Source organism: Curtobacterium luteum (genome assembly GCF_001475545.1).
GTDB classification, from domain to species: domain Bacteria; phylum Actinomycetota; class Actinomycetes; order Actinomycetales; family Microbacteriaceae; genus Curtobacterium; species Curtobacterium luteum_A.
This window is the reverse complement of sequence record NZ_LDQC01000057.1, coordinates 1-24,535: the sequence shown is the minus strand read 5'-3', so window position 1 is coordinate 24,535 and position 24,535 is coordinate 1. Positions and strand designations below refer to the sequence as shown.

24 protein-coding genes and 1 other RNA gene are annotated in these 24,535 nt (G+C 73.1%); 12 read left to right on the top strand and 13 right to left on the bottom strand.

Features of this window, described 5'->3' with window-relative positions; translation table 11 throughout:
* Together NS184_RS10500 and NS184_RS10495 are read right to left on the bottom strand one after the other, a co-directional pair.
* Positions 1–781, bottom strand: a 781-nt coding sequence (locus NS184_RS10500; protein WP_058726063.1) for an amino acid ABC transporter ATP-binding protein, incomplete at its 3' end; no start/stop codon positions are given.
* Complete coding sequence (locus NS184_RS10495; protein ID WP_083513618.1) at positions 778–2,055, bottom strand: amino acid ABC transporter permease; 1,278 nt, start codon at positions 2,053–2,055, stop codon at positions 778–780. The genes NS184_RS10500 and NS184_RS10495, both read right to left, overlap by 4 nt.
* 165 nt (positions 2,056–2,220) lie before the next feature.
* On the opposite strand from NS184_RS10495, the gene NS184_RS10490 reads away from it, so the two are divergent.
* Positions 2,221–2,472 (top strand): DUF4287 domain-containing protein, encoded by a 252-nt coding sequence (locus tag NS184_RS10490; protein ID WP_058726066.1) that lies wholly within the window; start codon positions 2,221–2,223, stop codon positions 2,470–2,472.
* 18 nt (positions 2,473–2,490) lie between these two features.
* On the opposite strand, the gene NS184_RS10485 is transcribed toward NS184_RS10490, so the two are convergent.
* Positions 2,491–3,462 carry an acetylxylan esterase gene (locus NS184_RS10485; protein ID WP_058726062.1) on the bottom strand — a complete coding sequence of 324 codons (972 nt, stop codon included), beginning with the start codon at positions 3,460–3,462 and terminating at the stop codon, positions 2,491–2,493.
* A 121-nt stretch (positions 3,463–3,583) separates the two neighbouring features.
* Between NS184_RS10485 and NS184_RS10480 the strand changes: the two genes are divergently transcribed.
* Positions 3,584–4,552 (top strand): hypothetical protein, encoded by a 969-nt coding sequence (locus tag NS184_RS10480; RefSeq protein ID WP_058726061.1) that lies wholly within the window; start codon positions 3,584–3,586, stop codon positions 4,550–4,552.
* Between the two features lie 49 nt (positions 4,553–4,601).
* Here NS184_RS10480 and NS184_RS10475 read toward each other — a convergent pair whose 3' ends face one another.
* The 7 genes from NS184_RS10475 to NS184_RS10440 form a co-directional block, all read right to left on the bottom strand.
* Positions 4,602–5,180, bottom strand: coding sequence for a GIY-YIG nuclease family protein (locus NS184_RS10475; RefSeq protein ID WP_058726060.1), 579 nt, complete (start codon positions 5,178–5,180; stop codon positions 4,602–4,604).
* Between the two features lie 36 nt (positions 5,181–5,216).
* Positions 5,217–6,083, bottom strand: coding sequence for a hypothetical protein (locus NS184_RS10470; protein ID WP_058726059.1), 867 nt, complete (start codon positions 6,081–6,083; stop codon positions 5,217–5,219).
* Positions 6,084–6,824: 741 nt separating this feature from the next.
* Positions 6,825–7,496: a DUF4232 domain-containing protein gene (locus NS184_RS10460; protein WP_058726057.1), complete on the bottom strand. Its 672-nt coding sequence runs from the start codon at positions 7,494–7,496 to the stop codon at positions 6,825–6,827.
* 1 nt (position 7,497) lies between these two features.
* Positions 7,498–8,844 carry a sensor histidine kinase gene (locus tag NS184_RS10455; RefSeq protein WP_058726056.1) on the bottom strand — a complete coding sequence of 449 codons (1,347 nt, stop codon included), beginning with the start codon at positions 8,842–8,844 and terminating at the stop codon, positions 7,498–7,500.
* A complete protein-coding gene (locus NS184_RS10450) occupies positions 8,841–9,500 on the bottom strand; it encodes a winged helix-turn-helix domain-containing protein (protein ID WP_058726055.1) in 660 nt (219 codons plus the stop codon). The genes NS184_RS10455 and NS184_RS10450 overlap by 4 nt, the downstream gene beginning before the upstream one ends.
* 72 nt (positions 9,501–9,572) lie before the next feature.
* Positions 9,573–10,076 (bottom strand): BLUF domain-containing protein, encoded by a 504-nt coding sequence (locus tag NS184_RS10445; RefSeq protein ID WP_242863028.1) that lies wholly within the window; start codon positions 10,074–10,076, stop codon positions 9,573–9,575.
* Between the two features lie 141 nt (positions 10,077–10,217).
* Positions 10,218–11,063, bottom strand: coding sequence for a siderophore-interacting protein (locus tag NS184_RS10440; RefSeq protein ID WP_058726054.1), 846 nt, complete (start codon positions 11,061–11,063; stop codon positions 10,218–10,220).
* 71 nt (positions 11,064–11,134) lie between these two features.
* Here NS184_RS10440 and NS184_RS10435 point away from each other — a divergent pair, with 71 nt between their 5' ends.
* The 10 genes from NS184_RS10435 (at position 11,135) to NS184_RS10390 (ending at position 21,979) form a co-directional block, all read left to right on the top strand.
* A complete protein-coding gene (locus NS184_RS10435; RefSeq protein WP_058726053.1) occupies positions 11,135–11,809 on the top strand; it encodes a heme oxygenase (biliverdin-producing) in 675 nt (224 codons plus the stop codon).
* Positions 11,810–12,102: 293 nt separating this feature from the next.
* Complete coding sequence (locus tag NS184_RS10430) at positions 12,103–14,760, top strand: phosphoenolpyruvate carboxylase (RefSeq protein ID WP_058726052.1); 2,658 nt, start codon at positions 12,103–12,105, stop codon at positions 14,758–14,760.
* Positions 14,761–15,137: 377 nt separating this feature from the next.
* Positions 15,138–16,322 (top strand): multidrug effflux MFS transporter, encoded by a 1,185-nt coding sequence (locus NS184_RS10425; RefSeq protein WP_242863027.1) that lies wholly within the window; start codon positions 15,138–15,140, stop codon positions 16,320–16,322.
* A gap of 151 nt (positions 16,323–16,473) precedes the next feature.
* Entirely contained in the window at positions 16,474–16,812 is a 339-nt protein-coding gene (locus NS184_RS10420; RefSeq protein WP_058726050.1) for an STAS domain-containing protein, read from the top strand.
* Positions 16,809–17,225 (top strand): ATP-binding protein, encoded by a 417-nt coding sequence (locus tag NS184_RS10415; RefSeq protein WP_058726049.1) that lies wholly within the window; start codon positions 16,809–16,811, stop codon positions 17,223–17,225. Before NS184_RS10420 ends, NS184_RS10415 begins: the two co-directional genes overlap by 4 nt.
* A 102-nt stretch (positions 17,226–17,327) precedes the next feature.
* The gene (locus tag NS184_RS10410) at positions 17,328–18,311 is read left to right on the top strand and encodes a helix-turn-helix transcriptional regulator (protein ID WP_058726048.1); all 984 of its coding nucleotides are present in this window, start codon (positions 17,328–17,330) and stop codon (positions 18,309–18,311) included.
* Between the two features lie 261 nt (positions 18,312–18,572).
* On the top strand, positions 18,573–19,142 hold the full coding sequence (locus NS184_RS10405) for an RBBP9/YdeN family alpha/beta hydrolase (RefSeq protein WP_058726047.1): 570 nt from the start codon (positions 18,573–18,575) through the stop codon (positions 19,140–19,142).
* 118 nt (positions 19,143–19,260) lie between these two features.
* A complete protein-coding gene (locus tag NS184_RS10400; RefSeq protein ID WP_058726046.1) occupies positions 19,261–20,298 on the top strand; it encodes a hypothetical protein in 1,038 nt (345 codons plus the stop codon).
* A gap of 77 nt (positions 20,299–20,375) precedes the next feature.
* Complete coding sequence (locus tag NS184_RS10395) at positions 20,376–21,242, top strand: Nif3-like dinuclear metal center hexameric protein (protein ID WP_058726045.1); 867 nt, start codon at positions 20,376–20,378, stop codon at positions 21,240–21,242.
* Positions 21,243–21,244: 2 nt separating this feature from the next.
* The gene (locus NS184_RS10390) at positions 21,245–21,979 is read left to right on the top strand and encodes a zinc ribbon domain-containing protein (protein ID WP_058726044.1); all 735 of its coding nucleotides are present in this window, start codon (positions 21,245–21,247) and stop codon (positions 21,977–21,979) included.
* 81 nt (positions 21,980–22,060) lie between these two features.
* Here the strand turns inward: NS184_RS10390 and rnpB are convergent.
* The 3 genes from rnpB to map all read right to left on the bottom strand — a co-directional run bounded on the left by rnpB (position 22,061) and on the right by map (position 24,243).
* Positions 22,061–22,414: RNase P RNA component class A (gene rnpB / locus NS184_RS10505), an RNA gene on the bottom strand.
* Between the two features lie 173 nt (positions 22,415–22,587).
* Entirely contained in the window at positions 22,588–23,346 is a 759-nt protein-coding gene (ppgK, locus tag NS184_RS10385) for a polyphosphate--glucose phosphotransferase (protein ID WP_058726043.1), read from the bottom strand.
* Positions 23,347–23,379: 33 nt separating this feature from the next.
* On the bottom strand, positions 23,380–24,243 hold the full coding sequence (gene map, locus NS184_RS10380; RefSeq protein WP_058726064.1) for a type I methionyl aminopeptidase: 864 nt from the start codon (positions 24,241–24,243) through the stop codon (positions 23,380–23,382).
* Positions 24,244–24,535 lie beyond the last annotated feature (292 nt).

Here is a 24,535-nt window from a genome sequence, read left to right as displayed (position 1 = left end):
GCAGCACCCGCGGACGCGCGACTTGGTCGTCGCGCGTCCGCGGGTGCTGCGGGGCGTCGATGACCTGGGCGGGCGGCCCCTGTTCGACGACCCGCCCGTGGTCGAGGAAGACGACGTGGTCGGCGACCTCACGGGCGAAGGCGATCTCGTGCGTGACGATCACGAGCGTGGTCCCGGAGTCGGCCAGCGACCGGATGACGCCGAGGACCTCTCCGACGAGCTCCGGGTCGAGGGCCGACGTCGGCTCGTCGAGGAGCACGACCGACGGCTCGAGGGCGAGTGCCCGGGCGATCGCGACACGCTGTTGCTGACCACCGGACAGCTGCCGAGGTCGCGCGTCCCCGCGGTCGCCGAGGCCGACCCGGTCGAGCAGCTCTCGCGCACGCGTGAGCGCCTCCGCGCGGGGCACCCCGGCGGCGATCGGTCCCTCGGCGACGTTCTCCAGCGCGGTCAGGTGCGGGAACAGCTCGAACCGCTGGAACACGAACCCGATCCGCGACCGCTGGCGCCGGATCAACCGTTCGGGGAGCTCCCGGTAGCGGGCCGAGCCGTCGCGACCCGTCCGGAGGCGGACGCCGACGGTCTCGCCGCCGATCGTGACGACGCCCCGGTCGAGCGGTTCGAGGTGGTTGATCGCCCGGAGGAGCGTGGACTTCCCGGAGCCCGACGGCCCGAGGACGGCCGTGACGCTCCCGGCGGCGAGCGAGAGGTCGATGCCGTCGATGACCCGCAGGTCGCCGAAGGACTTCACGGCGCCGGTGACGGCGATGGACGCGCTCATGAGGTCTCCTTGTCCGGACCCGCCACCTGCCGGGCTGCTGTTGCCTGTGTGCGGCGACCCGTGCCTCCAGGCCGGTCCTGCCGCAGCGCGGCCCGCAGCCGCTGGAACGGCGTCGGCGGGAGCGCCCGTGCGGAACCGCGCGAAGTCCAGCGCTCCACGTAGTACTGGGCGACGGAAACGGCGCTCGTCAGCGCGAGGTACCAGATCGTGGCGACCACGAGCAGCGGGATGATGTCGGTCGGGTAGGTGCTCGACAGGTTCTGGACGACGCCGAACAGGTCGAGCAGCGACACGTAGAAGAGCAGCGACGAGGCCTTGAGCAGGCCGACGATCTGGTTCACGAACGCCGGGACGATCGAGCGGAGAGCCTGGGGCAGCACCACCCGGGCGAACTGCCGACGGCGGGAGAGCCCGAGGGCCTGCGCGGCCTCGAGCTGCCCGTGGTCGACGGCGAGCACCCCGGCGCGGACGATCTCCGACGCGTACGCGATCTCGCTGAGGCTGAGGCCGATCACGCCGATCGCGAGGTCGCCGAGGACGTTCGCGGTCGGGACCTCGAACTGCGGGCCGAAGGGGATCCCGATGCCCATCGTCGGGTACAGCGAACCGAGGTTGTAGAGGAAGACCAGCACGAGGATGAGCGGTACCGAACGGAACAGCCACACGTAGCCCCACGCGAGACCGGACAGCACCGGGTTCTTCGACAGCCGGGCGACGGCGACGACGATCCCGCCCGCGAAGCTGATGACCGCGCTCAGCGCCGTCGCGACGAGCGTCAGCTGCAGCCCCGTGAGGATCGCCGGACTGAAGAGCCACTTCCCGACCGCGGGCCAGCCCCACTGCTCGTTCGTGAAGAGTGTCTCGACGAAGTTCAGGAGCACGACGAGGACGAGCGCGGCGGCGATCCAGCGGACGGGGTGGCGGAGCGGGACGACCGGACGGTCGAGGGCGGCGCGACCGGCGGCGGTGAGGGCGTCGGTCGCGGGGCCGTCGGTGCCGTCCGACTGGATCCGGTCCGACTGGACTCCGTCCGACTGGGCGCGGTCCGGCTGGGCACGGTCCGGCTGGGCGCGGTCCGGCCTGGAGGCACGGTGCGCGTCCGCAGCGCCGGTCGCGTCGTCGACGCTGCTCACGTCGTGGGCGGCGCTGGCGTCGTCGACGCTGCTCGCGTTGCGGAGTCCGCTGGCGACGGCGGTTGCTGCCGCGTCGGTCGTCGGCGCCGCGTCGTGGACGCGAGCGGCGCCCCGTCGAGGGACCTCGGTGGTGTCGGTCATGCGGCGACCGTAGGAGTCGCGCGCAGGCCCCGACAACGACGGCCGCAACAGTCCGGCACGTGACGGAACACACCGTCACACGCGCCCCTCCACGTGACGTCCGGTGACGCGCGCGGACGGTGCGCGAGGCTTCTGTGACGCCGTGTGCAGCGCTACCGTGAGCGCATGACCGGACACCGTGTGACCGCTCCCGAGCCGCCCGTCCACGGCACGAAGGCGAAGGGGCCGCAGTCGTACTTCCCGAGCATCGAGGCGAAGTACGGCCGCCCGGTGCAGGAGTGGCTGGACCTGGTGGCCGACCGGCTCGACGGACACCAGCACATGGAGGTCGTGTCCTGGCTCAAGGAGGAGCACGGACTCGGGCACGGCCACGCCAACGCACTCGTCGCGTACGCTCGGAACGCCCTCGGCCGCTGAGCCGTCCGTCGCGCGCTCCTAGCCGCGCAGCACGGCCGCGAGTCGAGGGAGCGTCGTCGTGTCCTCGTGCGCTCCGCCGCCCTCGTGGCCGTTGTACTCCCACACCGTGATCTCCTTCGGTCCCGCGTAGGCGTTGTAGGCCGCGTACACCGTGGACGGCGGGCAGATCGGGTCCATGAGCGCCGTGGAGAACCACGCGGGCGCCGTCGCTCGGGCCGCGTGCAGCGCACCGTCGAAGTAGGCGAGCGTCCCGAACACCTGGTCACGACGATCGCGGTGCACGGTCAGCCAGCGGGCGATCTCGCGGTAGGGGTCCGCGTCGGTGATCACCGTCGCGCGGGGGAAGTCGCACAGGAACGGCACCCGTGGGAACACCCCCGCCAGGCCCTCGACCAGCCCGGCGACCGCGATCGCGAGCCCACCGCCCTGGCTGACGCCGAGGACCGCGACCCGGTCGGGGTCGACGAGTTCGATCGACCGGACGGCGTCGACGGCGCGGACCGCGTCGACCGTGAGGCGACGGTAGTAGTACGTCTCGCGGGACTCGATGCCCCGGGTCATCACCCCGGGGGAGGCCGGGCCGCTGCCGTCCGGGTCCGGGGTGGCACCGACCGACCACCCCGACCCCTGGCCCCGGGTGTCCATGACGAGGTGGGCGTACCCGGCGCTCGCCCAGAGCAGGTGCTCGGTCGCGAGCCCTCGACCGCCGCCGTACCCGATGTACTCGACCACCGCGGGCAGCGGAGCATCCACGGACGTGCCCGCCGGTACCGTCAACCAACCGCGGACGCGCTGTCCGTCCCAGCCGGCGAAGGACACGTCGTAGCTGTCGAGCGTCGACAGCCCGGTGTCGACCCGTGTCGAGTCGACGGCGATCGGGTGCTGTCGTGCCGATGCCAGGGTGTCTCGCCAGAAGGCGTCGAAGTCGTCGGGTTCGACGGCGCTGCCGCGGTGGGTGAGGAGTTCGGGTCCGGTGATGTCGGTGTACACGTCTCCGACCCTGGCACGGCGGTCCACCCGTCGCCAAGGACCCGGTCCACCTGTGGACATGACCCGCCGCACTACAGCCCGTGCAGGACCGGGTGTCGGCGGTCGCTCCTACGGTGGCGGTGTGGTCGAACCCGTCGATGCGTGGTGGCGCCGCCGGCAGTGGTCGCGCGGCGTCCCGGTGCCGTACGCCGTCGGCGAGTTCCGTGCCGCGTGGGAGTCCTACCCGGTGCTCGTCCGGCAGTACCACCCGGAGTGGAACCACGGTGTCGTCCTCACCCAGGTCCCGCCCGCGGCCGAGGTCCTGTTGACGTGGGAGTGCGACGTCGGACACGTCTTCGTCGCCACCCCAGCCGAACAGCGCGGCCGACCCGGTCGAGAGCGACGCCGGTCGGTGTGGTGCCCCGAGTGCGCCGTGCAGGCACAGCCACAGCGCTGGCCGGTCCTGCCCGCTGACTGGCCGGAGGCCGTCCCCGCACCGCAGCGCGTCGTCCGGGCGACCGGGCGGCAGACCCTGCCTGCTGCTCCCGCGCGTGGTGTCCCGGCCGAAGCGGTGGCGACGTCCCGGAGCCGACCGGACCGCAGCGCGGTGCGTCGGACGGGCGAGCGGCGTCCGTCGGTACCCCGCACCATCTGCCCGAAGACGCCCCGCGTGCCGTCGGGCGACGCGTTCACGAGCGTCTGCGCACCGGCGACGGCATCCGCGGTCGAGGCCGAGCTCCGCGCGGCGCTGTCCGCGCGCTTCGACTTCACCTTCGACCGCAACGCGATCCGGCTCGACCGGCCGTTCTTCGACCACGTCGAGGCCTGGCCGGACATCGTGCTGCCGGAGCTCCGCGTCGCGATCGAGTACGACTCCACCGGTCGGCACGGCCTCGAGCACGTCGGGCCACGGCAGGAGACCGACCGGCGGAAGGACCGTGCCGTCCGGGCCGTCGGGTGGGAGGTCGTCCGCATCCGGACCGGGCGGCTCCCCGCACTCGGACCGTACGACCTGCAGGTGTCCGGGATCTCGAAGCGGACGATCGAGCAGCTCGTCGACACCCTGCGGGATCTCCGCGGGCCGTTGTTCGTGGACGCCTACGCCCGCTGATCGTCGCCGGCCACCGTGCACGGCGCGTTCGAGGACGACCGCGCCCTCATCAGCCCCGCAACGCCAGTGCCTCGCTCCGCCACCGGGCCAGCAGCTCCCAAGGGTCCCCGATGCCCGCCGCGACCACGTCGACGTGGGTGAGCAGCTCCGGGGTCGTCCGGAACCACTCGGTGCCCGGGTAGCGCGTCGCGGCGAACTGCGCGTGCCGTCGACGTTCGACCGTGCGGTCGCCGCGCTCGAACGCGAGGAGGTCCTGGTGCGCGATCGCCGCGAGCCGCTGCCGGGGGTTCGCGGTCGTCCCGATCTTGATGCGGTCGCCCGAGGCGTCCTGCATCCGCAGGTAGTAGACGACGTCGACCCGCGGGGGAGCGAGGTCGCCGTCCGGGACATCGCCCCAGCGCCACTCGCAGACCGCGCACACCACACCGCTCGGGTACCGGACGCCGACCCGGGATCCGCAGAGCAGGCACGGGCCGGGCATGACGTCCTCGACCGCACCCGGAGCGACCCCCGCGGAGCCGAACGCGGCCTCGTCGAGCACCGACTCTCGGTGCACGCCGCAGAGCGGCACCGCGGCAGCGCCGTCCGTTGCGGGGGAGTCGCACCCGGGTGCGCAGCAGCTCGTCACCGGGGGAGTCTCACACGAGCCGACGACAGCGGCGGCTCACGCTCGGTGATCCACGTCCCCCGCCCACGACAGGTCGTCGTCCACCTCGACCTCGAACGCCTCGAACCGGTCGTCGCCGACGATGCCGTCCACGAGGTCCCGGCCACCGCCGACGATCGTCGCGTCCCAGTCGATCTCGGTCGCGAGCACCCATGCGCGGTCCTCGGGCCACAGCATCTGCGGCGTGTGTCCGGCACCGGGCCAGGTCTCGAGGTCCGCGGCGTCGAGCCACGCCGGGTCGGCGAACAACCGCACGGACGCCGTCATCAGGTGGAACGACCGGCCCGGCCACTCGAACACCGGGCCCTGCAGCCCTCGTTGCACCGCTGCGTCCCGGAGGGCGCGTTCCGCGTCGCTGCGCTGCTGCTCACGGATGTCCTCCTCGGAGGGCTCCCCGATGAAGAAGGAGAGCGTGGCTGTGCTCCCGTTGAGGTCACCCCACCCGTCCCACACCGCGGCGACGAGGTCGTCGGGGGTCGTCGTGGCCGGGCCGAGGTGCTCGGTCAGCGTGGCGAGCACAGCCGTGTCGAGCTGCCCCTCCTCGGGCGGCCCGACTGCCCACCCGTCGTCGGTCTCGAACGTCAGCGGTGGCTCCGCCCCGGTGAGCCGCGTCCACTGCACCCGCGGATGGAGGTGCCGACCTCGGTGTGCCGCGACCTCCGCCCACCGCCACGCCCGCTCCTCGACGACGGGGTGCAGCCCCCACCCGTCGGTGACCGCGAGGTCGTGACGCCGTGCGTCGAGCGGGTGCAGCACCCGCGCGTACGCTTCGAAGCCCGTGCCGACGACGCCACCGGCAGTCGCCCAGGCGCCAGCGCGCGGCAGGAGCCAATCGCCGCGGCTCGTGTCCGTGATCATCCCCACGACCGAGACGCTACCGATCCTCGTAGGGTTCGGACATGCACTGGCAGCTCGACCTCGTCGAACGGCTCCGCACCGCCGGCCCGTCCGTCCGCGCCGTCCGACCGTACGGGTCCGTCACGACCCCCGACCGGCTCGACCGGTGGAGCGATCTCGACGTCGAACTCGACCTGACCAGCGATGTGGACGCCGGGCGCCTCTTCGGTGGCACCCCGTGGGCATGGCAGGACACCCGGGCGGACGAGGACGGCTCCGTGCAGCGCCTCAGGCTGGTCCTCGCCGACGGACGACGGGTCGACGCCGCGGTCCGCGGCGGGGCCGTGCGGCTGTCCGAGCCGTCGCCCGACAACGCCCTGCGCTTCGACCTCGCCCTCGCTGCCACGCGGTTCGGCCGCGGCGCCGACCTGATCGGCCTGCACCTCGTCCTCGGTGTCGTCAGGAGCACGCTCGAACTCTGGATGGCCGTGGAGGACGGGCGCACCGGGACCACGCACCACCGGTCCGGGTCCGCGACCGATGCGGCCGCTGCCCGCGCCCTCGCCGCGCTGGCCGGCCCACTCGGCCCGGCCACGGTCCTCCAGGCCGCCGTGGGGTACGACGAGGCGCGCCGCCCTCCACGACACCGCACGTGCCGAAGCGCGCGGCGACGCCGACACCGGCGGCCCGAAGCCCGACTGGAGCGCCCTGCGCGCCATCGTCGGTCAGGCCGGGACGGACCCGGCCTGACCGACGAAACGCGACCGCTCAGGACCCCGGCTGCACCGCCTGGACCTGCAGTTGCTCCACACCCGACGCCGTGCACGCCGACAGCTCCAGCTGTCCCGCGTCGACGAACAGCGACTGCTTCGACCCCGGCGGGTACACCCGGAACCCGTCCGCCGTCGTGATCCCGCAGTCCTCGTAGTTCCGCGCCTCCGCCAGGAGCAGCGTCGCGTGCGCCGTGCTCCCGGCAGCGATCGTCACCGTCCCGTGCGCACTCGACCGGTCGAACGTCGCCGGTGCCCCGAGCTGCGTCCCGTCGCCCTTCCCCACGAAGGACACCCCCGGCCAGCCCTGCAGGGTGCACGGCGAGGCTCCTGTGTTCCGGAAGACGATCTCGTACGCCTGGTGCCCGGCGCTCCCGCCGCCGACCGCGGTGGTCAACGACCCGTGCAGGTGCGTCGCCGTGCACGCACCCGAACGGAGCGACCCGGTACCCGACGACGTACCGTCGCCGCCGGTCGCCGCCGATGCGGTCGTCGGACCGGAGGCAGTACTCGCCTCGGTCGCGGGCGCCGCGCTGGCAGCGCTGTGCGTACTCCCCGTGGTCGGTTCCGCCTGCACGGCACCGCCGCCGGCGCATCCGGCGAGGGCGACGAGGGTCACGATCCCCGCAGCTCCCGCGAACGCCGCGCTCCTCCACGTCGTGGTGGTCATCTCAGGCTCCTTCCTGTTCGCCTGCGTCCACGTTCCGCCCGCGTGCATGAGATCCCGATGAGGCGCCGTCCCGAGCCTGCCGGAACCGCACGAGCACCGTCAGCCCGGGGTGCTCGGTGTCATCCGGGGCGGTGGGTCGCAGGGAGAGCTCGGCCCGCTGCTCCCGAGCCGCCCACTGCACGATCGCCAGCCCCGTCCCGGTGCCGAGCCCGCCGGTCGCTCCCGGACGCAGGGCCCGGCGGCGGTCGCGCGCGGGGATGCCGGGGCCGCGATCCGTGACCCGCAGGACACCGCCGCCGACCAGCACCGCCACGGGAGCAGCACCGTGGCGCTCCGCGTTCGCGAGCAGGTTCTCCACGATGCGCTCGACCAGCTCGGGGTCCGCGTCCACCACCGTCGGCTCGGTCCGCAGCTCGAGGTCGCCGTCGGCAGCTGCTCCCGGCCCGGCTGCCTCGACGTGCGCGATCACCGCGCGTTCGACGACCTGGTCGAGGCGTACCGGCCCCGTCTCCACGACGGCCGGACCCGCCGAACGCGCCCGGAGGAGCAGCCGCTCGGTCAGCGCCACGAGCCGGTCCACCTGTCGGAGGGTCTGCTCGGGCGGAGCGCGACGCTCGGCGAGCACCCGCAGCGTCGCGAGCGGCGTGCGGAGCTCGTGCGCGGCCTCGACCAGGAACTGCTCCTGCGCCTCCAGCCCCCGCACCGCCGGCCGTACCGCGATCCCCGCGACGACGTGCGCGAACGCCGCGGCCACGAGCGTCAGCGCCCCGGCCGCGAGCAACAACCCCGTGCGGAGCTGCGTGTGCCCGACCGCGGCGGCCACGGGCTTGCCCGCCACGGCGATGCCGCCCGTGTACCCGCCGTCCACGTAGGTGCCGAAGTCCGTGATCGTCGCCGCGGCCCAGTGCAGCTCGGGGCCGTCGGGAGCCGAGGCCTCCGGTGCGACGAACGTGACGACCTGACCGTCGGCACGCCGGGCGTCCGCGAGCGCTCGCCGCAGGACCGCGTCCGACGGCAGCGCGTCCTGCCCGGGCTGCGCGTACGCGATCGCCCGGTCCGTCACGAACCCGTACACCGGGACGGACCGGGCGGCGTGACTCTGCTGCACCGGTCCGAGGTGGAGTGCCTGGTCGTCGCCGAACGTGACGAGGTCGGCGAGTGTCTCGACGCGCTGCCGGAGGTCGGTGTCGGTCGCGGCACCACGGGACGCGAGGTCGATCCGCAGCGCCGCACCGACCAGCACCCCGAGGCACGCGGCCGTCGCGGCGGCGAACACGAGCGTCGTCGTCCACCGGATGCGGGCGATCCGCCGACGGGCCGGGTCCGACCGCCGCCGGTCCCGGCTCACCCCGTCACCCGGTAGCCGACGCCCCGGACGGTCTCGATCGGGTCCGGGCTCCCGAGCCGGCGTCGGAGCTGCCCGACCAGGACGTCCACCACGTTCGAGCCCGGTGCGCTCATCTCGTCCCACCCGCGCTCGAGCAACTCCGTCCGCCCGACCACCCGCCCGGCCGCGGTGAGCAGCACCTCGAGCACCGTGAACTCCTTCGCGGTGAGCGCCACCGGCACCCCACTGCGACGAACCTCGTGCCGGGCGGTGTCCAGCTCGAGGTCCCCGACGCGGAGCACCGGGGGAGTCGGATCCGATGCCCGCCGCCCCAGTGCCCGGATCCGCGCGGTCAGCTCCGCGAACGCGAACGGCTTCACGAGGTAGTCGTCGGCGCCGTGTTCGAACCCGGCCACCCGGTCGGACACCCGGTCCCGCGCGGTGAGCAGCAGCGTCGGCGTGGTGTCCCCGGCCCGTCGGAGCGCGTCGACCAGTCCGATGGCGTCGCCGTCCGGCACGGTCCGGTCGAGCACGAGGCAGTCGTAGTGGGTCACGGAACGCTGGAGGTCCGCGTCCCGGATGGTCGCCACGTGGTCGACGACGAACCCCTCGTCGCGCAGGCCGTCGACGACCGCTGCGCCGAGCTCCACGTCGTCCTCGAGCAGCAACACCTTCATGCCGACGACGCTACGTCCTCCGTGGCTCGTGCGCTCGGGCCCCCTCCTGCCGTGTGCGACCCCGGTGGGCCGCTACGCTCGTGACTGCGCCGTGGCCCGCTCGGTCCCGGCCGGTCGGGTCTCCCGGAACCACCGGATCAGCTCGCGCAGCGCGGGCACGACCGGTCCGGCCTCGTGGTCGTCGGGCAGGAAGTCGATGTCGTCGAAGGTCGTCCGGTAGCCGGGGACCTCGGCGTGCCGCAGGCTGTCCTCGGCGGCGTACCCCATCGTCCACCCCGGGAACTGCCGTCGGGTCACGTCCTCCTCGAGCAGCACCGTGACGTGGTCGTGGCGCGGGTCTTCCGTGATGAAGGACATCTTCTCGCGCACCGCTGCCTCCGGACCTTCGAGCAACTGCAGGAACCGGTGGTCCCGGTAGAGCAGGAGCCCCGTGATCCCCACCGCCTCGTTGGCGGTCCGCGCGTGCACGAGCAGTTCGTCGAGGGCGTCGAGCCCGAACCCGACCACCGCGCGGCTGGAGTACACCAGCGAGAGCAGGGGTCCGTCGATGGTGTCGTCGACCGGTTCGCTCGTCATGCACCCATCCAACCCGGGCCGTGTCGGCGGATCCTCAGCGCCGTCCGATGACCGCACCGTCGGTCCGGGCCCCGTCGCCGTCCCGTCGTCGGCGGAGCAACAGCCCGGAGCCAGCGGCCGCCGTATCCCTCCCGTCGTCGCTCACTCCTCGAAGATCACCCCGATCGGCTCCCGCTTCTCCTCCTGGAACCGGTCCTCCGCCCGCCCGAGCGCCCAGTACGCCGACAGCGACAGCTCCGACTTCTCGAGTCCCCAGTCGTCCTGCAGCAGGCGACGGATCGCCTTCACCGCGGTCCGCTCACCGTGCGCGAAGACCTGCACCGGCCGGGAGGGACGGGGCAGCGCACGCGCCGCGTCCAGCAGCAGGGTGCCCGGCTCGGCGCCGGTGGCGTCGCGGTGCAGCCACCGCAGGTCGACCCCCGTCGGGTGCGCGACCGGCAGCTCGTCGGCGGAGCCGGCCACCTCGACCAGGGCGACGCCCGTGGCGGAGGCGGGCAGTGCCTCCAGGGCGGACCCGATGGCGGGCAAGGCACTGTCGTCGCCGAGGAGCACGTGCGTGACCGCAGGGTCGGTGGACGGCGCGTAGCCGCCTCCAGGGCCGGACAGTGCGAGTCGGTCGCCGGGGCGTGCGGAGGCAGCCCACGGGCCGGCGAGGCCCTCGTCGCCGTGCACCACGAAGTCGATGGCGATCGTTCCGGCCTCGTGGTCGATGCTCCGCACCGTGTAGGTGCGCCGGGCCGGACGGTCCTCCTTCGGCAACGAGGTACGGAGCTCGTCGAGGTCGTACGGCGGTTCGAGGCCGAGCCCCGGCTTCGCGAGGAGCAGCTTCACGTACCGGTCGGTCGCCGTGATGCGGTCGGGGTCGGCGCCGCCCACGAAGTCGGCGAAGGCAGGGCCGCCGAGGTGCACCCGCACCATGTGGGGGCTCAGCCGCTCGGTGCGGTCGACGACGAAGACGTGCTGGGGGCGGTTCGGCTTGGGACTCATCGGGGACGAGTCTCCTCTCGGTTGCGCGGCGTGGTGCTTGACTGTCCAGGAGGTGAGGTTAGCCTTACCTCATGGACACCACCGTCACGCCGTTCTCGGAGCTGCTGCGCCGCCGCACCCGGCGTGCCGTCGGTTCCGCGACCGGGGACGGGCTGCTCCACGATCTTGCGGCGGGGACGTGCGACGTGGCCGACCATGCCGACCTGCTCGGCCAGTACGCCTTCGTGTACGACGCTCTCGAGCGCGCTGCCGAGCGGATGGCGGACCACCCCGTCGTGGCGCCCTTCGTGACGCCGCAGCTCACCCGGATGCCTGCGATCCGCGCAGACCTCGAGTACCTCATCGGACCGGACTGGGCCGAGCTGGTGTGCCCGCTGCCGGCGACGACCGCGTACGTCCGGCGGCTCAACGAAGTCGCAGCCACCTGGCCCGGCGGCTTCGTCGCGCACCACTACACGCGTTACCTCGGCGACCTGTCCGGAGGACGAGCGATCGGCACGGTGCTGAGCGAGCGGTTCGGGTTCGAGACGAACGGCGTGCTCTTCTGGATCTGCGAGCAGGTCGCCGACCCGGCCGCGTTCGGCGACACGTACCGCGAACAGCTCGACCGGGCGCCGTGGGACGCGGACGAGCAGGAGCGGGTGATCGCCGAGGTCGAGACCGCCCACGCCCTCGACCGGCGGCTCCTCGCGGAGCTCGAGGCGCTCCGGGCGCCCGCGTCCGCTCCGCGGGTCGTCCACGGCTGACCCGCGCCACCGACCCGCCGGGACGGCGGCGCACGGCGACTGCAGGGGTGCTCCTGCCGCGTGCCGCGGTCCCGGCGCTCATGCTGGCTGCTCCGCGCCGCCGCGGTGGTGGCCGACCGTCGTCGCTGCTGCTGCTGCTGGTCCGTCCGGACCCCGTCGCCGCTGCTGTTGGTCTGTCGGACGCTGTCGTCGCTGCTGCTGGTCCGTCCGGACGGTTGTCGTCACCCGTCCCGGCGGCCCGTTACGCTGCTGGGATACCGGGGCACGTCCCCGGCAGACCCGGAAAGGACGACATGACGGCGATCGACGGCCAGACGCGTCACGGACGCGCCAGGGACGACGTGAGCGGAGCGGTCGACAGCGACCTCCGCGCCGACGTCCGCTACCTCGGCAACCTGCTCGGGCGGGTGCTGCGCGAGGTCGGCGGTGACGACCTGCTGCACGACGTGGAGACCCTGCGTGCCGCGGTGATCGAGGCCTACGAGGGCTCCGGCACCGGCGGGGCAGCCCGTGCCGAGGAACTCGTCGCGGACATGTCCGCCGAGCGGGCCGAGGCCGTCGCTCAGGCGTTCACCACCTACTTCCACCTGACGAACCTCGCCGAGGAGCACCACCGCGTGCGCGTGTTGCGTCAGCGTGGGGACGACGGCGGGCTCCCCGGCGACTCGTTCCCGGCGACCTACGGCTCCCTCGTCGAGCAGGTCGGCGCGGACGAGGCGGCGGCACGGCTCGAGGGCCTCCGCTTCCACCCGGTCCTCACCGCGCACCCGACCGAGGCCCGTCGACGCGCCGTCACCACGGCCGTCCGACGCATCACCGACCTCATCGACGAACGCGACCGCGCCCGGAACGCCACCGCGCGTGCCGAGAACGAGCGACGCCTGCTCGAGGAGATCACGACACTCCTCCGCACCTCGCCGCTGCGCACCACCCGACCGACCCCGCTCGACGAGGTCCGTACGGCCATGAGCGTGTTCGACCAGACGCTGTTCGAGATCGTCCCGCAGGTGTACCGCCTCCTCGACGACCGGCTGCAGGGCGACGACGCGGGCCGCACCCCGGTGGTCGCCCCGGCGTTCGTGCGCTTCGGCACCTGGATCGGCGGCGACCGCGACGGCAACCCGCACGTGACCGCCGACGTCACCCGGCAGGCCGCGGAGATCGCATCCGAGCACATCCTGCTCGGCCTCGCCCGTGCCGCGACCCGCATCGGCAGCGCCCTCACCCTCGACGCGAGCGAGACCCCCGCCGACGCCGGCCTGACCGCGCTCGTCGCCGAGCAGGAACGCCTCGACCCCGCCGTCGCCGAGCGCATCGGCGTCCGCGCACCGAACGAGACCCACCGACGGGCGCTGCTGTTCGTGGCCGCGCGGATCCGCGCCACGCGTCGTCGTGACGACCGCACCGGCTACGCGGGCCCCGAGGACCTCCTCGCCGACCTGCGCACGATCCAGGCGTCGCTCGTCGCGGCCGGTGCCGTGCGCCCGGCGAACGGCGAACTCCAGAACCTCATCTGGCAGGTCGAGACCTTCGGGTTCCACCTCGCCGAGCTCGAGGTCCGGCAGCACTCGCAGGTGCACCGCACCGCCCTCGCCGAGATCCGCGCGGGTGGCGAGCTGAGCGACACGACCCAGGAGGTCCTGGCGGTCTTCCGGACCATCGCGGACCTCCAGTCCCGCTTCGGCGTCCGTGCCGCGCACCGGTACATCGTGTCGTTCACGCAGTCCGCCGCGGACCTGACGAACGTCCACGAGCTCGCGGTCGCCGCGCTCGGGTCGCCCGGAGCGGCACCGGTGCTCGACGTCATCCCGCTGTTCGAGACGTTCGCCGACCTGCACGCCAGCGTCGACATCCTCGACGAGGCCGTCCGCACCGAGCCGTTCCAGCGCCGACTCGCCGCGACCGGGCGTCGGCTCGAGGTCATGCTCGGCTACTCCGACTCGTCGAAGGACGTCGGTCCGGTGTCGGCGAACCTGGCGCTGTACGACGCCCAGGCCCGCATCGCCGACTGGGCGGCCGCGAACGACGTCGAGCTGACACTGTTCCACGGCCGCGGCGGATCGCTCGGGCGCGGCGGTGGACCCGCGAACGAGGCCGTCCTCGCGCAGCCGCCGGGGTCGATCGACGGACGGCTCAAGCTCACCGAGCAGGGTGAGGTGATCTTCGCCCAGTACGGCGACCAGGACATCGCGGCCCGGCACCTCGAGCAGATGGCCTCTGCCACGCTGTTCGCGTCCTCGCCCTCGAACGAGCAGCGGACGGCCGCGGCCGCCACCGAGTTCGCCGACCTCGCGCAGCAGCTCGACGACGTGTCGCGGAAGGCGTTCCACGACCTGGTCAAGGCCGACGGCTTCGCACCGTGGTTCGCCCGGGTGACCCCGATGGAGGAGATCGGTCTGCTGCCCCTCGGGTCGCGTCCGGCCCGCCGAGGTCTGTCGGTCGAGTCCCTCGAGGACCTCCGGGCGATCCCGTGGGTGTTCTCCTGGACGCAGGCGCGGATCAACCTCGCCGGCTGGTACGGGCTCGGCTCCGCGCTCGAGGCCGTCGGGGACGTCGACGCGCTCCGCCGTGCGGCCGCCGAGTGGCCGCTCTTCGGCGCGATGATCAAGAACGTCGAGATGTCGCTCGCGAAGACGGACGAGTACATCGCCGGCCGGTACCTCGAACTGGCCGACCGCGACGACCTCGCCGCCCGGGTGCTCGACGAGATGCGCCGCACCCGTGCGTGGGTGCTGCGCATCTCCGGCGGTGCCGACGTCCTCGAGGACCGCCCCGTGCTCGCCCGCGCGGTCCGGCTCCGGAGCCCGTACGTCGATGCGCTGTCGCACCTGCAGCTCCGCGCGCTCCGGTCGATCCGGACGAGCGGCAGCACCGACCCGACGGACGGCGACCACCGCCTGCTCCTGCTGACCGTCAACGGCATCGCTGCCGGCCTGCAGAACACCGGCTGATCCGGCTTCCTGCTCCACGAAGCGCGCGCGTTCCGACGTCCCTCCCGTCGAACGACGCGCGTTTCGTCGTGCTCGGCGGGCGGTGCCTGCCCGTCGCTGTCGAACGACCGAGTCGCTGTCGAACGACAGCGACCGCGTCGCTGGTTGCGCGCGCAACCGTTCGCGCACCGAGCGGACGGCACGGTCGTCGTCGTACGACAGCGACCGCGTCGCGCCCCCGGTGCCCGCTCGACCGCCTGGAGGCCCGGCGCGCGCCCGTCGGGCCGGCCCCGTTCCTCCAGGCCGCGGCTGCTCCGCGCGTCGGTGCCCCTTGTCGAATCGATTCGACGGGGCGTAGCGTGGCCGACGTGACGACGGAGCGCAGCACAGACCGGACCATGACCCGGGCAGTCCTGCCCCCGATCGTCCCGCTCGCCCTCATCGTCGGCGTGTCGCCCTTCGCCACGGACATGTACATCCCCGCGCTCCCGGCGATCGCCCGCGACCTCGCGACGACGCCCGGAGCCGTGCAACTGTCGTTGACGGCGTTCCTCGTCGCGTTCGCGGTCGGGCAGCTGCTCGCGGGCCCGGTGAGCGACGGGATCGGTCGCCGCCCACTGATGCTCGCCGGCACCGCCGTGTTCGCGCTCGCGTCCGTCGGCTGCGCGCTCGCTCCGGACGCCGTGACCCTCGTCGTCGCGCGGGTGCTCCAGGGTCTCGCGGGAGCAGCCGGTGCGGTCGCGGGACGGGCGATGGTGTCCGACGTGACGGACGGGCCGCGCATGGCGAAGGTGTTCGGCACCCTGGCGGCGATCAACGCGATCGGCCCCGTGGTCGCTCCGCTGGCCGGGGGAGCGGTGCTGACGGTCGCGAGCTGGCGCCTCATGTTCGTGGTGCTCGCGGTGCTCGGCGCGGTCTTCTTCGTGTTCGTCGTCCTGCGGTTCCACGAGACCCTGCCGCGGGAGCGGCGTGGTGGCGTGGGGTTCGCCGCGAACCGTGACCGGATCCGGCAGCTCCTGGCGATCGGACGCTTCCGCGCCTACGTGCTCACCGGGGTGCTGTCGACGATCGGGTTCTTCGCGTACATCGCGACCAGCTCGTTCGTGTTCCAGACCCAGTACGGGTTCAGTGAGGGCCTGTACACACTCGTCTTCGCCTCGAACGCCTCGATGATGATCGTCACGACGCTGGTGTTCCGGCGGGTGGTCGGACGGTGGTCCGAGGACGGGTTGCTCTCCTTCGGCCTGGCGATCGGGACGCTCGGCGCCCTCGGGGTCCTGACGTCGGCGCTGCTCGGGCTCGGGCCGGTGCCGGTGTGGTGCTCGCTCGCCGTGGTGACCGGCGCCTGGGGATTCGTGCTCCCGGCTGCGATGACCCGCACGCAGCACGTCGGTGCGGCACACCCGGGAACCGCAGCCGCACTGCAGGGCGGCTTGACGTTCGGGCTCGGTGGGCTCGGGACACCCCTCGCCGGTGCGCTCGGCGGCACCGCGCTCGCGATGGGGTCGGTCATGGCGTCCCTGATGGCCGCCGCCGTCGTCGTGCAGCTGCTCGCCACGCGCCGAGCGAGCGCCGACGTGTGATCGGGCGCCGGCGTCCTCGCGACGGTCCGCCCCGCCGCGCGGTGTGCGGCCGACGCGGCCACGCGCCGGGTCGGTGGCGACGCACGACCCGGGTCGCCCGGTAGGTTCGACGCGGTAGGTTGCGAGCACGAACCGAAGGGGAGCGCACCGGATGGACATCGTCGTACACGAGGCATCAGCGAACACAGCCGTCCTGGAGTGCAGCGGCCGACTCAACATGGTCTCCGCTCCGGCCTTCCGCGAGCGGGTGGCCGAGGTCGTCGGGGGCGGGCGCGCGAACCTCGCGGTCGAGCTGTCCGGCGTCGACTTCATGGACTCGTCGGGCCTCGGCGCCCTGGTCGGCTCGCTCAAGACCGCACGGCAGGCAGGGGGAGACCTCCGCATCGCCGCACCGTCCGAGCAGGTGCAGATGGTCCTCAAGCTGAGCAACATCGACAAGATCCTGCGGACGTACCCCAACGGGGACGCCGCGGTGTCCGACTGGCTGTGACCACCGCGACCGGCGCGCACCGCGTCGAGTTGGACTGCCCGCCGGACGACGTCACGGCGGTGCACGAGTTCCTGGCGCGCGTGTGGCAGGCGGAGCCCTCGGTGTCCGCGGAGGACCGGATGGCGCTCGAACTCGCGCTCGTCGAACTGACGTCGAATGTCATCGAGCACGCGGGTCGTGGGCGGCAACTCGCATGCCGCGTGGACCTCTCGTGCTCGTCCGACGGCTACGCCGCCGTGGTGAGCGACGACGGGGCACCCGCCGGCATCGACCCGGGGGACGCCGAGCTGCCCGACGACCTCGCCGAGAGCGGGCGGGGCCTCGCGCTCGTCAAGATGGTCGTCGACGACCTCCGGTACGACCGGGTCGACGACCGCAACCGCTGGTCGCTCCAGCGCGCCCGCCACGACTGAGGCTCGCTCGACAAATCCACGGACCGCACTCACAGAGCCGTTTCCCGCACGGCACGGGCCCCGATTGCCGGAAGGACGAGCCCCCGTGCGACGCTTCGGACGATGAGCACCGCCGCTGCCGAAGACGCACGGATCGACCGCGATCCCCGGTCGACGTTCGACGTGTCCGGCACCGGCCCGGACGAGGCCGTCCGGATGTACCAGGACGCCTACGAGGGCAGCGGGTTCGCTGCCAGCCGGACCGACCGGGCGTTCGGGTACCGCTTCAAGGTGATCGGCGACGACACGATGACGTTCCGGTCCACCCGCTTCGACGGTCGGATGCAGGGCGAGGTCGAGGTCCGGGACGAGTACGTCGTGATGTGGACCGCGGAGGGTGGGGGCCGGGTCGACGTCGGCCGTGACGAGGTGGCCTTCGGTCCGCGGACGCCGATGATGTTCCCGTCCGGTCGGCCCTTCGTGTTCGACCTCGCCGACCTCCGGCAGAGCCTCGTGCAGTTCGACCGTGCGTACCTCGAGCGCGTCGCCGCCGAGGTGCACGGGGTCCAACCCGGACCGCTCGTGTTCGACCATGCGCACACGCCCGACCCGGCTGACCTCCGTGCCTGGAACGCGCACGTCCAGCGCGCAGCGCGCATCGTCCTCGGACCGGTCCCGCTCTCCGGCCTCGCGATGACCGAGACGACCCGGGAGACCGCGCACGTCCTGCTGCGCACCTTCCCGCACACCGTCCTCGCGCCGGAGGTCCTGCTGCCACAGGGCGCGACCGGACGCGTGCGCGCCGCCATCGAGTTCATGCACGCGTCCGCGCACACGCCGATCACGACGACGGACGTCGCCGAGCGTGTCGGCCTCAGCGTGCGCGGGCTCCAGCAGGCCTTCCAACGCCAGGTCGGTACGGCGCCGAACGCGATGCTGCGTGGCATCCGACTCGACCGGATCCACGACGAACTCGAGCGCGCCCGCCCCGGCGAGACGACGGTCGCGTCCGTCGCCGTGCGCTGGGGCTTCGCGCACCTCGGTCGGTTCTCCGCCGCGTACGCCCGGCGGTTCGGCGAGTACCCGCGCGACACCCTGCAGCGCTGAGACGCGAGTCCCCGCGCGACAGCCTGCAGCGCTGACGCGCGAGTCCGCGCGCGACACCCGGCAGCGCTGACGTGCGAGCACCCGCGCGACACCCCGAGCGCTGACGTGCGAGCACCCGCGCGACACCCCGAGCGCTGACGCGCGAGTACCCGCGCGACACCCCGAGCGCTGACGCGTGAGTACCCGCGCGACACCCTGCAGTGCTGACGAAGACGGCCGGCTCGGCGCCCCGACCCCCCCGTCGACCGCTACGCTGCCCCCGTGCAGCGACCGCGACCGTGGGTGATCGTGCCCGGCATCTGGAACTCCGACCCCGAGCACTGGCAGTCCCTGTGGCAGACGGAGCGCGAGGCCGACGACGGGCGGGTGGTCCGGATCGCCCCGGCGTCGTGGTCCCACCCGGACCCCGAGGACTGGCGGGCGGCGATCACGTCCGCGGTCGCGTCGCTCGATCCGGCTGACGGGCCCCCGGTCCTCGTCGCGCACAGTCTCGGCGTCCTCGCCGCCGCGCAGTGGCTCGCCGACCCCGCCCGTGCCGCCCGGATCGCGGGAGCGCTCCTCGTCGCACCGCCGGACCCGGAGGCTCCCGGCTTCCCGCCGGAGGCGCGCGGCTTCGCGGCACCGACGCACCGTTCGGCGGTCGGGAACGTGCACCTCGTGGTCAGTGACGACGACCCGTACTGCTCAGCCGACCGAGCGCTCCGGTTCGCCTCGACCCTCGGTGCGACGGTGCACCGGATCGGCGCGGCGCAGCACGTCAACGTCGCCGCCGGCATCGGTGCGTGGGAGGCCGGACGGGCACTGCTCGCCACGATCGACCGACCGGCCTGAGCGGGCTGCGCGCGACGTGAACCGACACGCCGCTCACGTCCGGGTGACATTGCAGCGGATCTCGCGACACTCCGCGGATCTCCCACGGTTCGGCGCCTCCGATATTTACGGTTCGGGCATGGAGACGCAGTCCGGTGCACGCACCCCCCTCGTCGACCCCTTCGGTCGCGAGCTCGAGGAGTGGCTCCGTGACGCCCCGGCCACGCGCGCACCGTACCTGGCGGACCTCGTCGTCCCGCCGGTGACCGGCCCCGTGCAGCGTCCGGACGCCGCGACGTTGACCACCCCGACCGCCGAGCCGGCGACCGACCACAGCAACGAGCGCGCCGACGCCGTCGCCGCGACCACCGAGACCGCAGCCGAGGCCTTCCGCCGCCCCCGCGACCGCGCCCGCCACGCAGCGTGCACCCCGTCGTTCCCGGAGCCCCCGGCGCGCCTCGCACTCCGCATCGACGACCTCGCCATCGCGGTCGACCGCGCCACCGGACGGCCCACGATCGAGCGGATCATCCTCCTCGAGGACGAGGTGCGCCGTCGTGACGAAGACCTCGCGCGCCTCGCCGCGTGGGAGGCCACCGTCGCCGACCTCGACGACCCCGAGGTGCGCGCCGCCCGGGAGTTCGCCCGCACGGTCTTCGCCGACCTTCTCGCCGACGCCGCCACCGAGGCGGACCGTCGCGACCGCGCGGCCGCCCGCCGCGCGGCCACCGGCCCGGTCCGCACCGTCGACCGGTCCGTGCAGGCGACCGAGACGCCGGCCCGGGCCGTCGCGGTGGAGGCGCCGGCCGTGGCCGTCGCGATCGAGGCCCCGGCACTGGTCGAGCCGGAGCGCGCACCGGAACCCGTCGTCGACCGCGACGGACCCGTCCGACCCGCACTGGGCCTCCTGGCCGTCACGCCGGTGTCCGCGAACACGCGACCGACCCCGCTCGTCCAGCCCGCCACCGGGCCCACCGTGATCGACCGCCAGGCGTTCGCCGCCGCGCTCACCGCGCACGTCGGCGCCACCGCGAGCACGCCGGTGGTCCTCCCCGAAGCGGCTCGTCCGACGGACGTGCAGTCGGCACCGGAGGCGGCTCCGCAGGAGCAGGAGCGGCCCACCGGCTGGTGGCAGCGCTTCGTCGCACGCGTCCTGCGGGCGCTCGGACGCGCCTGAGATGCGGCCTGGAGGCACGGATCGCCCGGGCCGCACGGCCGACGTGGTGCGTGTGGTCGGCTCGGTAGACTGACGGGATGCCGAAGCTCCGCGAGATCCAGGACGTCGTCGAGCAGCTCTGGCCGTCCGCCGGGGCGGAGTCGTGGGACGCGGTCGGCCTCGTCGCCGGAGGCCCGGACGCCGACGTGCAGCACGTGCACCTCGCCGTCGACGCCGTCCCCGCGACCGCCGCGGAGACCGTGGCGCTCGGGGCGGACCTGCTCCTGACGCACCACCCGCTGCTGCTCCGCGGTGTCACGACGATCGCCGAGTCGACGTACAAGGGCGCCGTCCTCGCGACCCTCGTCCGAGGCGGTGCCGGCCTCCTGGCGGCGCACACCAACGCCGACGTCGTGACCACCGGAACGTCCGCCGTGCTCGCCGACCGGCTCGGCCTCACCGACCAGCGACCGATCGACCCCGGAACCGACCCGACGACCGGGATCGGTCGCGTCGGCACACTCGCCGAACCCACCACGCTCGGCGCCCTCGCCCGGACACTCGTCGACCTGCTGCCGGGGACGGCCACGGGCGTCCGTGTGTCCGGCGGGTACGACGACCCGGTCCGGACCGTCGCGCTCTGCGCCGGCGCCGGCGACTCGCTCCTCGGGCACCCGGCCGTCCTCGACGCCGACGTCTACGTCACGAGCGACCTCCGCCACCACCCGGCGTCCGAGTTCCGCGAGCAGGCACAGCTCGCCGCGGGCCCTGCGCTCATCGACACCTCGCACTGGGCCACCGAATGGCTCTGGCTCGACGTCGCCGCGTCGGAGCTCGCGGCCGCCGCGGGGGTCCGCGTCACCGTGAGCGACCTCCGGACCGACCCGTGGGACTTCGCCGTCCTGCCGGCTGCCGAACCCGACGGGACCGCGGCCGGATCCACCACCGAAGCAGAAGGAGCCTGACCGTGAAGGCAGCACCCGAGGACCAGGCCATCCTCCTCGACGTCCAGCGGCTCGACAACGACGTGACCCGCATCGAGCACCGCATCACCGCGCTCCGGAAGGGCGACCAGCTCACCGAGCTCAGCACGAAGGCGGCGAAGCTCCGCGGGGAGCTCGCCGCGGCGACCGGCCTCGTCGAGGACGCCGAGCGTGAACTCGCGCGCCTCGAGTCGGACACCGCGATCGCGCAGGCCCGGGTCGAGCGTGACACCACGCTCCTGCAGAACGTCGCCAACGCGAAGGACGCCGCCGGCCTGCAGAGCGAGCTCGACTCGCTGCAGCGGCGCATCGGTGACCTCGAAACCAGCGAGCTCGAGGTCATGGAGCAGCTCGACGGACTCCGCGCCCGGGTCGGTGACATCGAGGCGCAGCTCGCCGACGCCGACGCCGCACGCGCCGGACTCGTCGCCGAGCGGGACACCGAGATCGCGCGCCTCGAGGGCGACCTGACCTCGGCCGTACAGGCCCGAGCGGACGTCGCCGCGAAGGTGCCGGCGGACCTCCTGGCGCTGTACGACCGGCAGCGCGCCCGTTACGGCTTCGGTGCGTCGCTCCTGCAGGGCGGTGTGTCCACGGCATCCGGCGTGACCCTGACGAACTCGGACCTCCAGACGATCCGCGCTGCGGCACCGGACGACGTCGTGCTCTGCCCGGACAGCGACGCGATCCTCGTGCGCACGGCCGAGTCGGGGCTGTAGACCCGGCCGCCGGAACGACGGGAGGCCCGGTGCCAGCTGGCACCGGGCCTCCCGTGCGTCCGTGACGGACACGAGCGTGTGCGAACGGGTCGGCCGTACGCCGGGTTCTGTCCCGCTCTCGCGGTGACGGCCATCTCTCTCGGACCGACGTTGCCGTCGGCCTCCAGCGGTCTACCCGAGGACTCAGCGAGCAGCCTCGTCGTCCTCTGTCTGACCTTGCTCCGGGCGAGGTTTACCGAGCGGATCCGGTCACCCGGACCCCTGGTGGTCTCTTACACCACCGTTTCACCCTTACCGACGTCGCCGCCGGCGGTCTGCTTTCTGTGGCACTGTCTCGCGGATTGCTCCGGGTGGGTGTTACCCACCGCCCTGCTCTGTGGAGCCCGGACGTTCCTCGGCACTCCGGGGGAGTGACGCGACCGTCTCACCGACCCGTTCGCGCCGCCGAGTCTACCGGGTGACGCGCCGTGCGGCGTCCTCACCGGCGACCTGACTTTCCCAGAGCACCCGCGATGGTTGGTGAGAACGGGCGTACCCAGTCGGAATGACGGACCAGGCACGCCCGTTTCGACCAGGCACGCCCGAACCGACCAGCTCCGCGCTCGCGGCTACTGCTGCGGCTGCGACCGGGCAGCGAGCGTCGCCGCGCCGATGATGCCGGCGTTGTTGCGGAGCGTCGCCGGGATGATGCCCGCCTGCAGGTCGAGCAACGGCAGGAACTCCTCGTGGTGCTTCGACACGCCGCCGCCCACGACGAAGAGTTCGGGGGACAGCAGCGCCTCGAGCGTCGAGTAGTACTTCTGCAGTCGCTTCGCCCAGTGCTTCCACGACAGGTCGTCCCGCTCCTTCGCGGCGAACGAGGCCTTCGTCTCGGCGTCGTGCCCGTCGATCTCGAGGTGGCCGAGCTCCGAGTTCACGATGAGCACGCCGTCGTTGATGAGCGCGGTGCCGATCCCGGTGCCCAGGGTGGTGACGACGACGAGGCCGTCCTTGCCCTTCGCCGCGCCGAACTGCTGCTCCGCGAACCCGGCTGCATCGGCGTCGTTCACGAAGTGGATCGACCGCCCGAGCTCCTTCTCGAAGAGGGCCTCGGCCTCGAAGCCGATCCACTTCTTCGACACGTTCGCCGCCGACATCGTCTTGCCGTCGCGGACGATCGCCGGGAAGCACACCCCCACCGGGACGTCTGCTGCCGGTGCGAGCTCCTCGACGATCGACTTCGCCACCGCGACGATGTCGTGCGGCTTGCCGCCCTCGGGGGTGGCCTTCTTGATCCGGTCGGTCTGGAGCTCGCCGGTGGAGACGTCGACGATCGCGCCCTTGATGCCCGTACCGCCGATGTCGACGCCGACTGCGAGGGTGGTCATGAGGAGCCTTTCGGTAGGGAGGTCAGAGGGCGGTCAGGAGACGGTCAGGAGCTCGGCACCGCGCTCGGTGACGACGAGTGTGTGCTCGAACTGTGCGGTCCACGACTTGTCACGGGTGGACACGGTCCAGTCGTCCGACCAGATGTCCGCCTCGATGCCGCCGAGGGTGAGCATCGGCTCGATCGTGAACACCATGCCCTCCTCGATGACGGTGTCGTAGTGGGGTGCGTCGTAGTGGGGGATGATCAGTCCGGAGTGGAACGCCCGTCCGACGCCGTGCCCGGTGTAGTCGCGGACGACGCCGTAGCCGAAGCGCTTCGCGTACGCCTCGATCGCGCGGCCGATGACGTTGACCTGGCGCCCGGGAGCGACGGCCTTGATGCCGCGGCGGAGCGCTTCCTCGGTTCGGGTGACGAGGTCCTGTACCGCGGGCGCGGCCTCGCCGACGAGGAACGTCCGGTTCGTGTCGCCGTGCATCCCGTCCTTGTAGGCGGTGATGTCGATGTTGACGAGGTCACCCTCCTGCAGCACGGTGTCGTCCGGTATCCCGTGGCAGATGACCTCGTTGAGGCTCGAGCACAGCGACTTCGGGTACCCGCGGTAGCCGAGCGTGGAGGGGTATGCGCCGTGCGACACGACGAACTCGTGGCCGATCCGGTCGAGCTCGTCGGTGGTGACGCCCGGACGGATCGCTGCCCCGACGGCGTCGATCGCCTGCGAGGCGATGCGTCCCGCGGCCCGGATCCGCTCGACCTCTCCTGCGGTGTACGTGTCGCCGTGACCGTGCTCGTCGGGTTCGGCGCGCCCGACGTACTCGGGCCGCTCGATGTCCTTCGGGACGGGTCGCTGCGGGGAGATCCGGCCGGCGGTCAGGTGTCCGTGTGCGTCCCGGGGCATGCCGACCACTCTATCCGGGCGCGCAGCACCCGCGGCGCGCCCGGTGCCGCGTGCGGCCGGCGCGCCCGAGACTCGGCTCCGCGGACGTCACGCGCGTTCCGGCGCCGCGGAAGTGTCCGCGGAGCCGAGTCTCGGCTTCGGTGCCCGGTCGCGCGGCCGTGCGACTCCGGCGACGGGCGCCAGGGTGCGGACGCGACTGCCTGGAGGTCCGGGGCTCGCCCGCCGGACCGGTGTCGGGCCTCCAGACGGTCGCCCTGGGCGCGGCGGCGCGCCCCGAGACTCGGCTCCGCGG

What these genes read in the sequence shown, in the direction of transcription:
- NS184_RS10495 (WP_083513618.1), bottom strand. Translation starts at nt 2,055, where the DNA reads ATGACCGACACCACCGAGGTCCCTCGACGGGGCGCCGCTCGCGTCCAC.
- NS184_RS10490 (WP_058726066.1), top strand. Translation starts at nt 2,221, where the DNA reads ATGACCGGACACCGTGTGACCGCTCCCGAGCCGCCCGTCCACGGCACG.
- NS184_RS10460 (WP_058726057.1), bottom strand. Translation starts at nt 7,496, where the DNA reads ATGACCACCACGACGTGGAGGAGCGCGGCGTTCGCGGGAGCTGCGGGG.
- NS184_RS10450 (WP_058726055.1), bottom strand. Translation starts at nt 9,500, where the DNA reads ATGAAGGTGTTGCTGCTCGAGGACGACGTGGAGCTCGGCGCAGCGGTC.
- NS184_RS10445 (WP_242863028.1), bottom strand. Translation starts at nt 10,076, where the DNA reads ATGACGAGCGAACCGGTCGACGACACCATCGACGGACCCCTGCTCTCG.
- NS184_RS10440 (WP_058726054.1), bottom strand. Translation starts at nt 11,063, where the DNA reads ATGAGTCCCAAGCCGAACCGCCCCCAGCACGTCTTCGTCGTCGACCGC.
- NS184_RS10435 (WP_058726053.1), top strand. Translation starts at nt 11,135, where the DNA reads ATGGACACCACCGTCACGCCGTTCTCGGAGCTGCTGCGCCGCCGCACC.
- NS184_RS10430 (WP_058726052.1), top strand. Translation starts at nt 12,103, where the DNA reads ATGACGGCGATCGACGGCCAGACGCGTCACGGACGCGCCAGGGACGAC.
- NS184_RS10425 (WP_242863027.1), top strand. Translation starts at nt 15,138, where the DNA reads ATGACCCGGGCAGTCCTGCCCCCGATCGTCCCGCTCGCCCTCATCGTC.
- NS184_RS10420 (WP_058726050.1), top strand. Translation starts at nt 16,474, where the DNA reads ATGGACATCGTCGTACACGAGGCATCAGCGAACACAGCCGTCCTGGAG.
- NS184_RS10410 (WP_058726048.1), top strand. Translation starts at nt 17,328, where the DNA reads ATGAGCACCGCCGCTGCCGAAGACGCACGGATCGACCGCGATCCCCGG.
- NS184_RS10400 (WP_058726046.1), top strand. Translation starts at nt 19,261, where the DNA reads ATGGAGACGCAGTCCGGTGCACGCACCCCCCTCGTCGACCCCTTCGGT.
- NS184_RS10395 (WP_058726045.1), top strand. Translation starts at nt 20,376, where the DNA reads ATGCCGAAGCTCCGCGAGATCCAGGACGTCGTCGAGCAGCTCTGGCCG.
- ppgK (WP_058726043.1), bottom strand. Translation starts at nt 23,346, where the DNA reads ATGACCACCCTCGCAGTCGGCGTCGACATCGGCGGTACGGGCATCAAG.
- map (WP_058726064.1), bottom strand. Translation starts at nt 24,243, where the DNA reads ATGCCCCGGGACGCACACGGACACCTGACCGCCGGCCGGATCTCCCCG.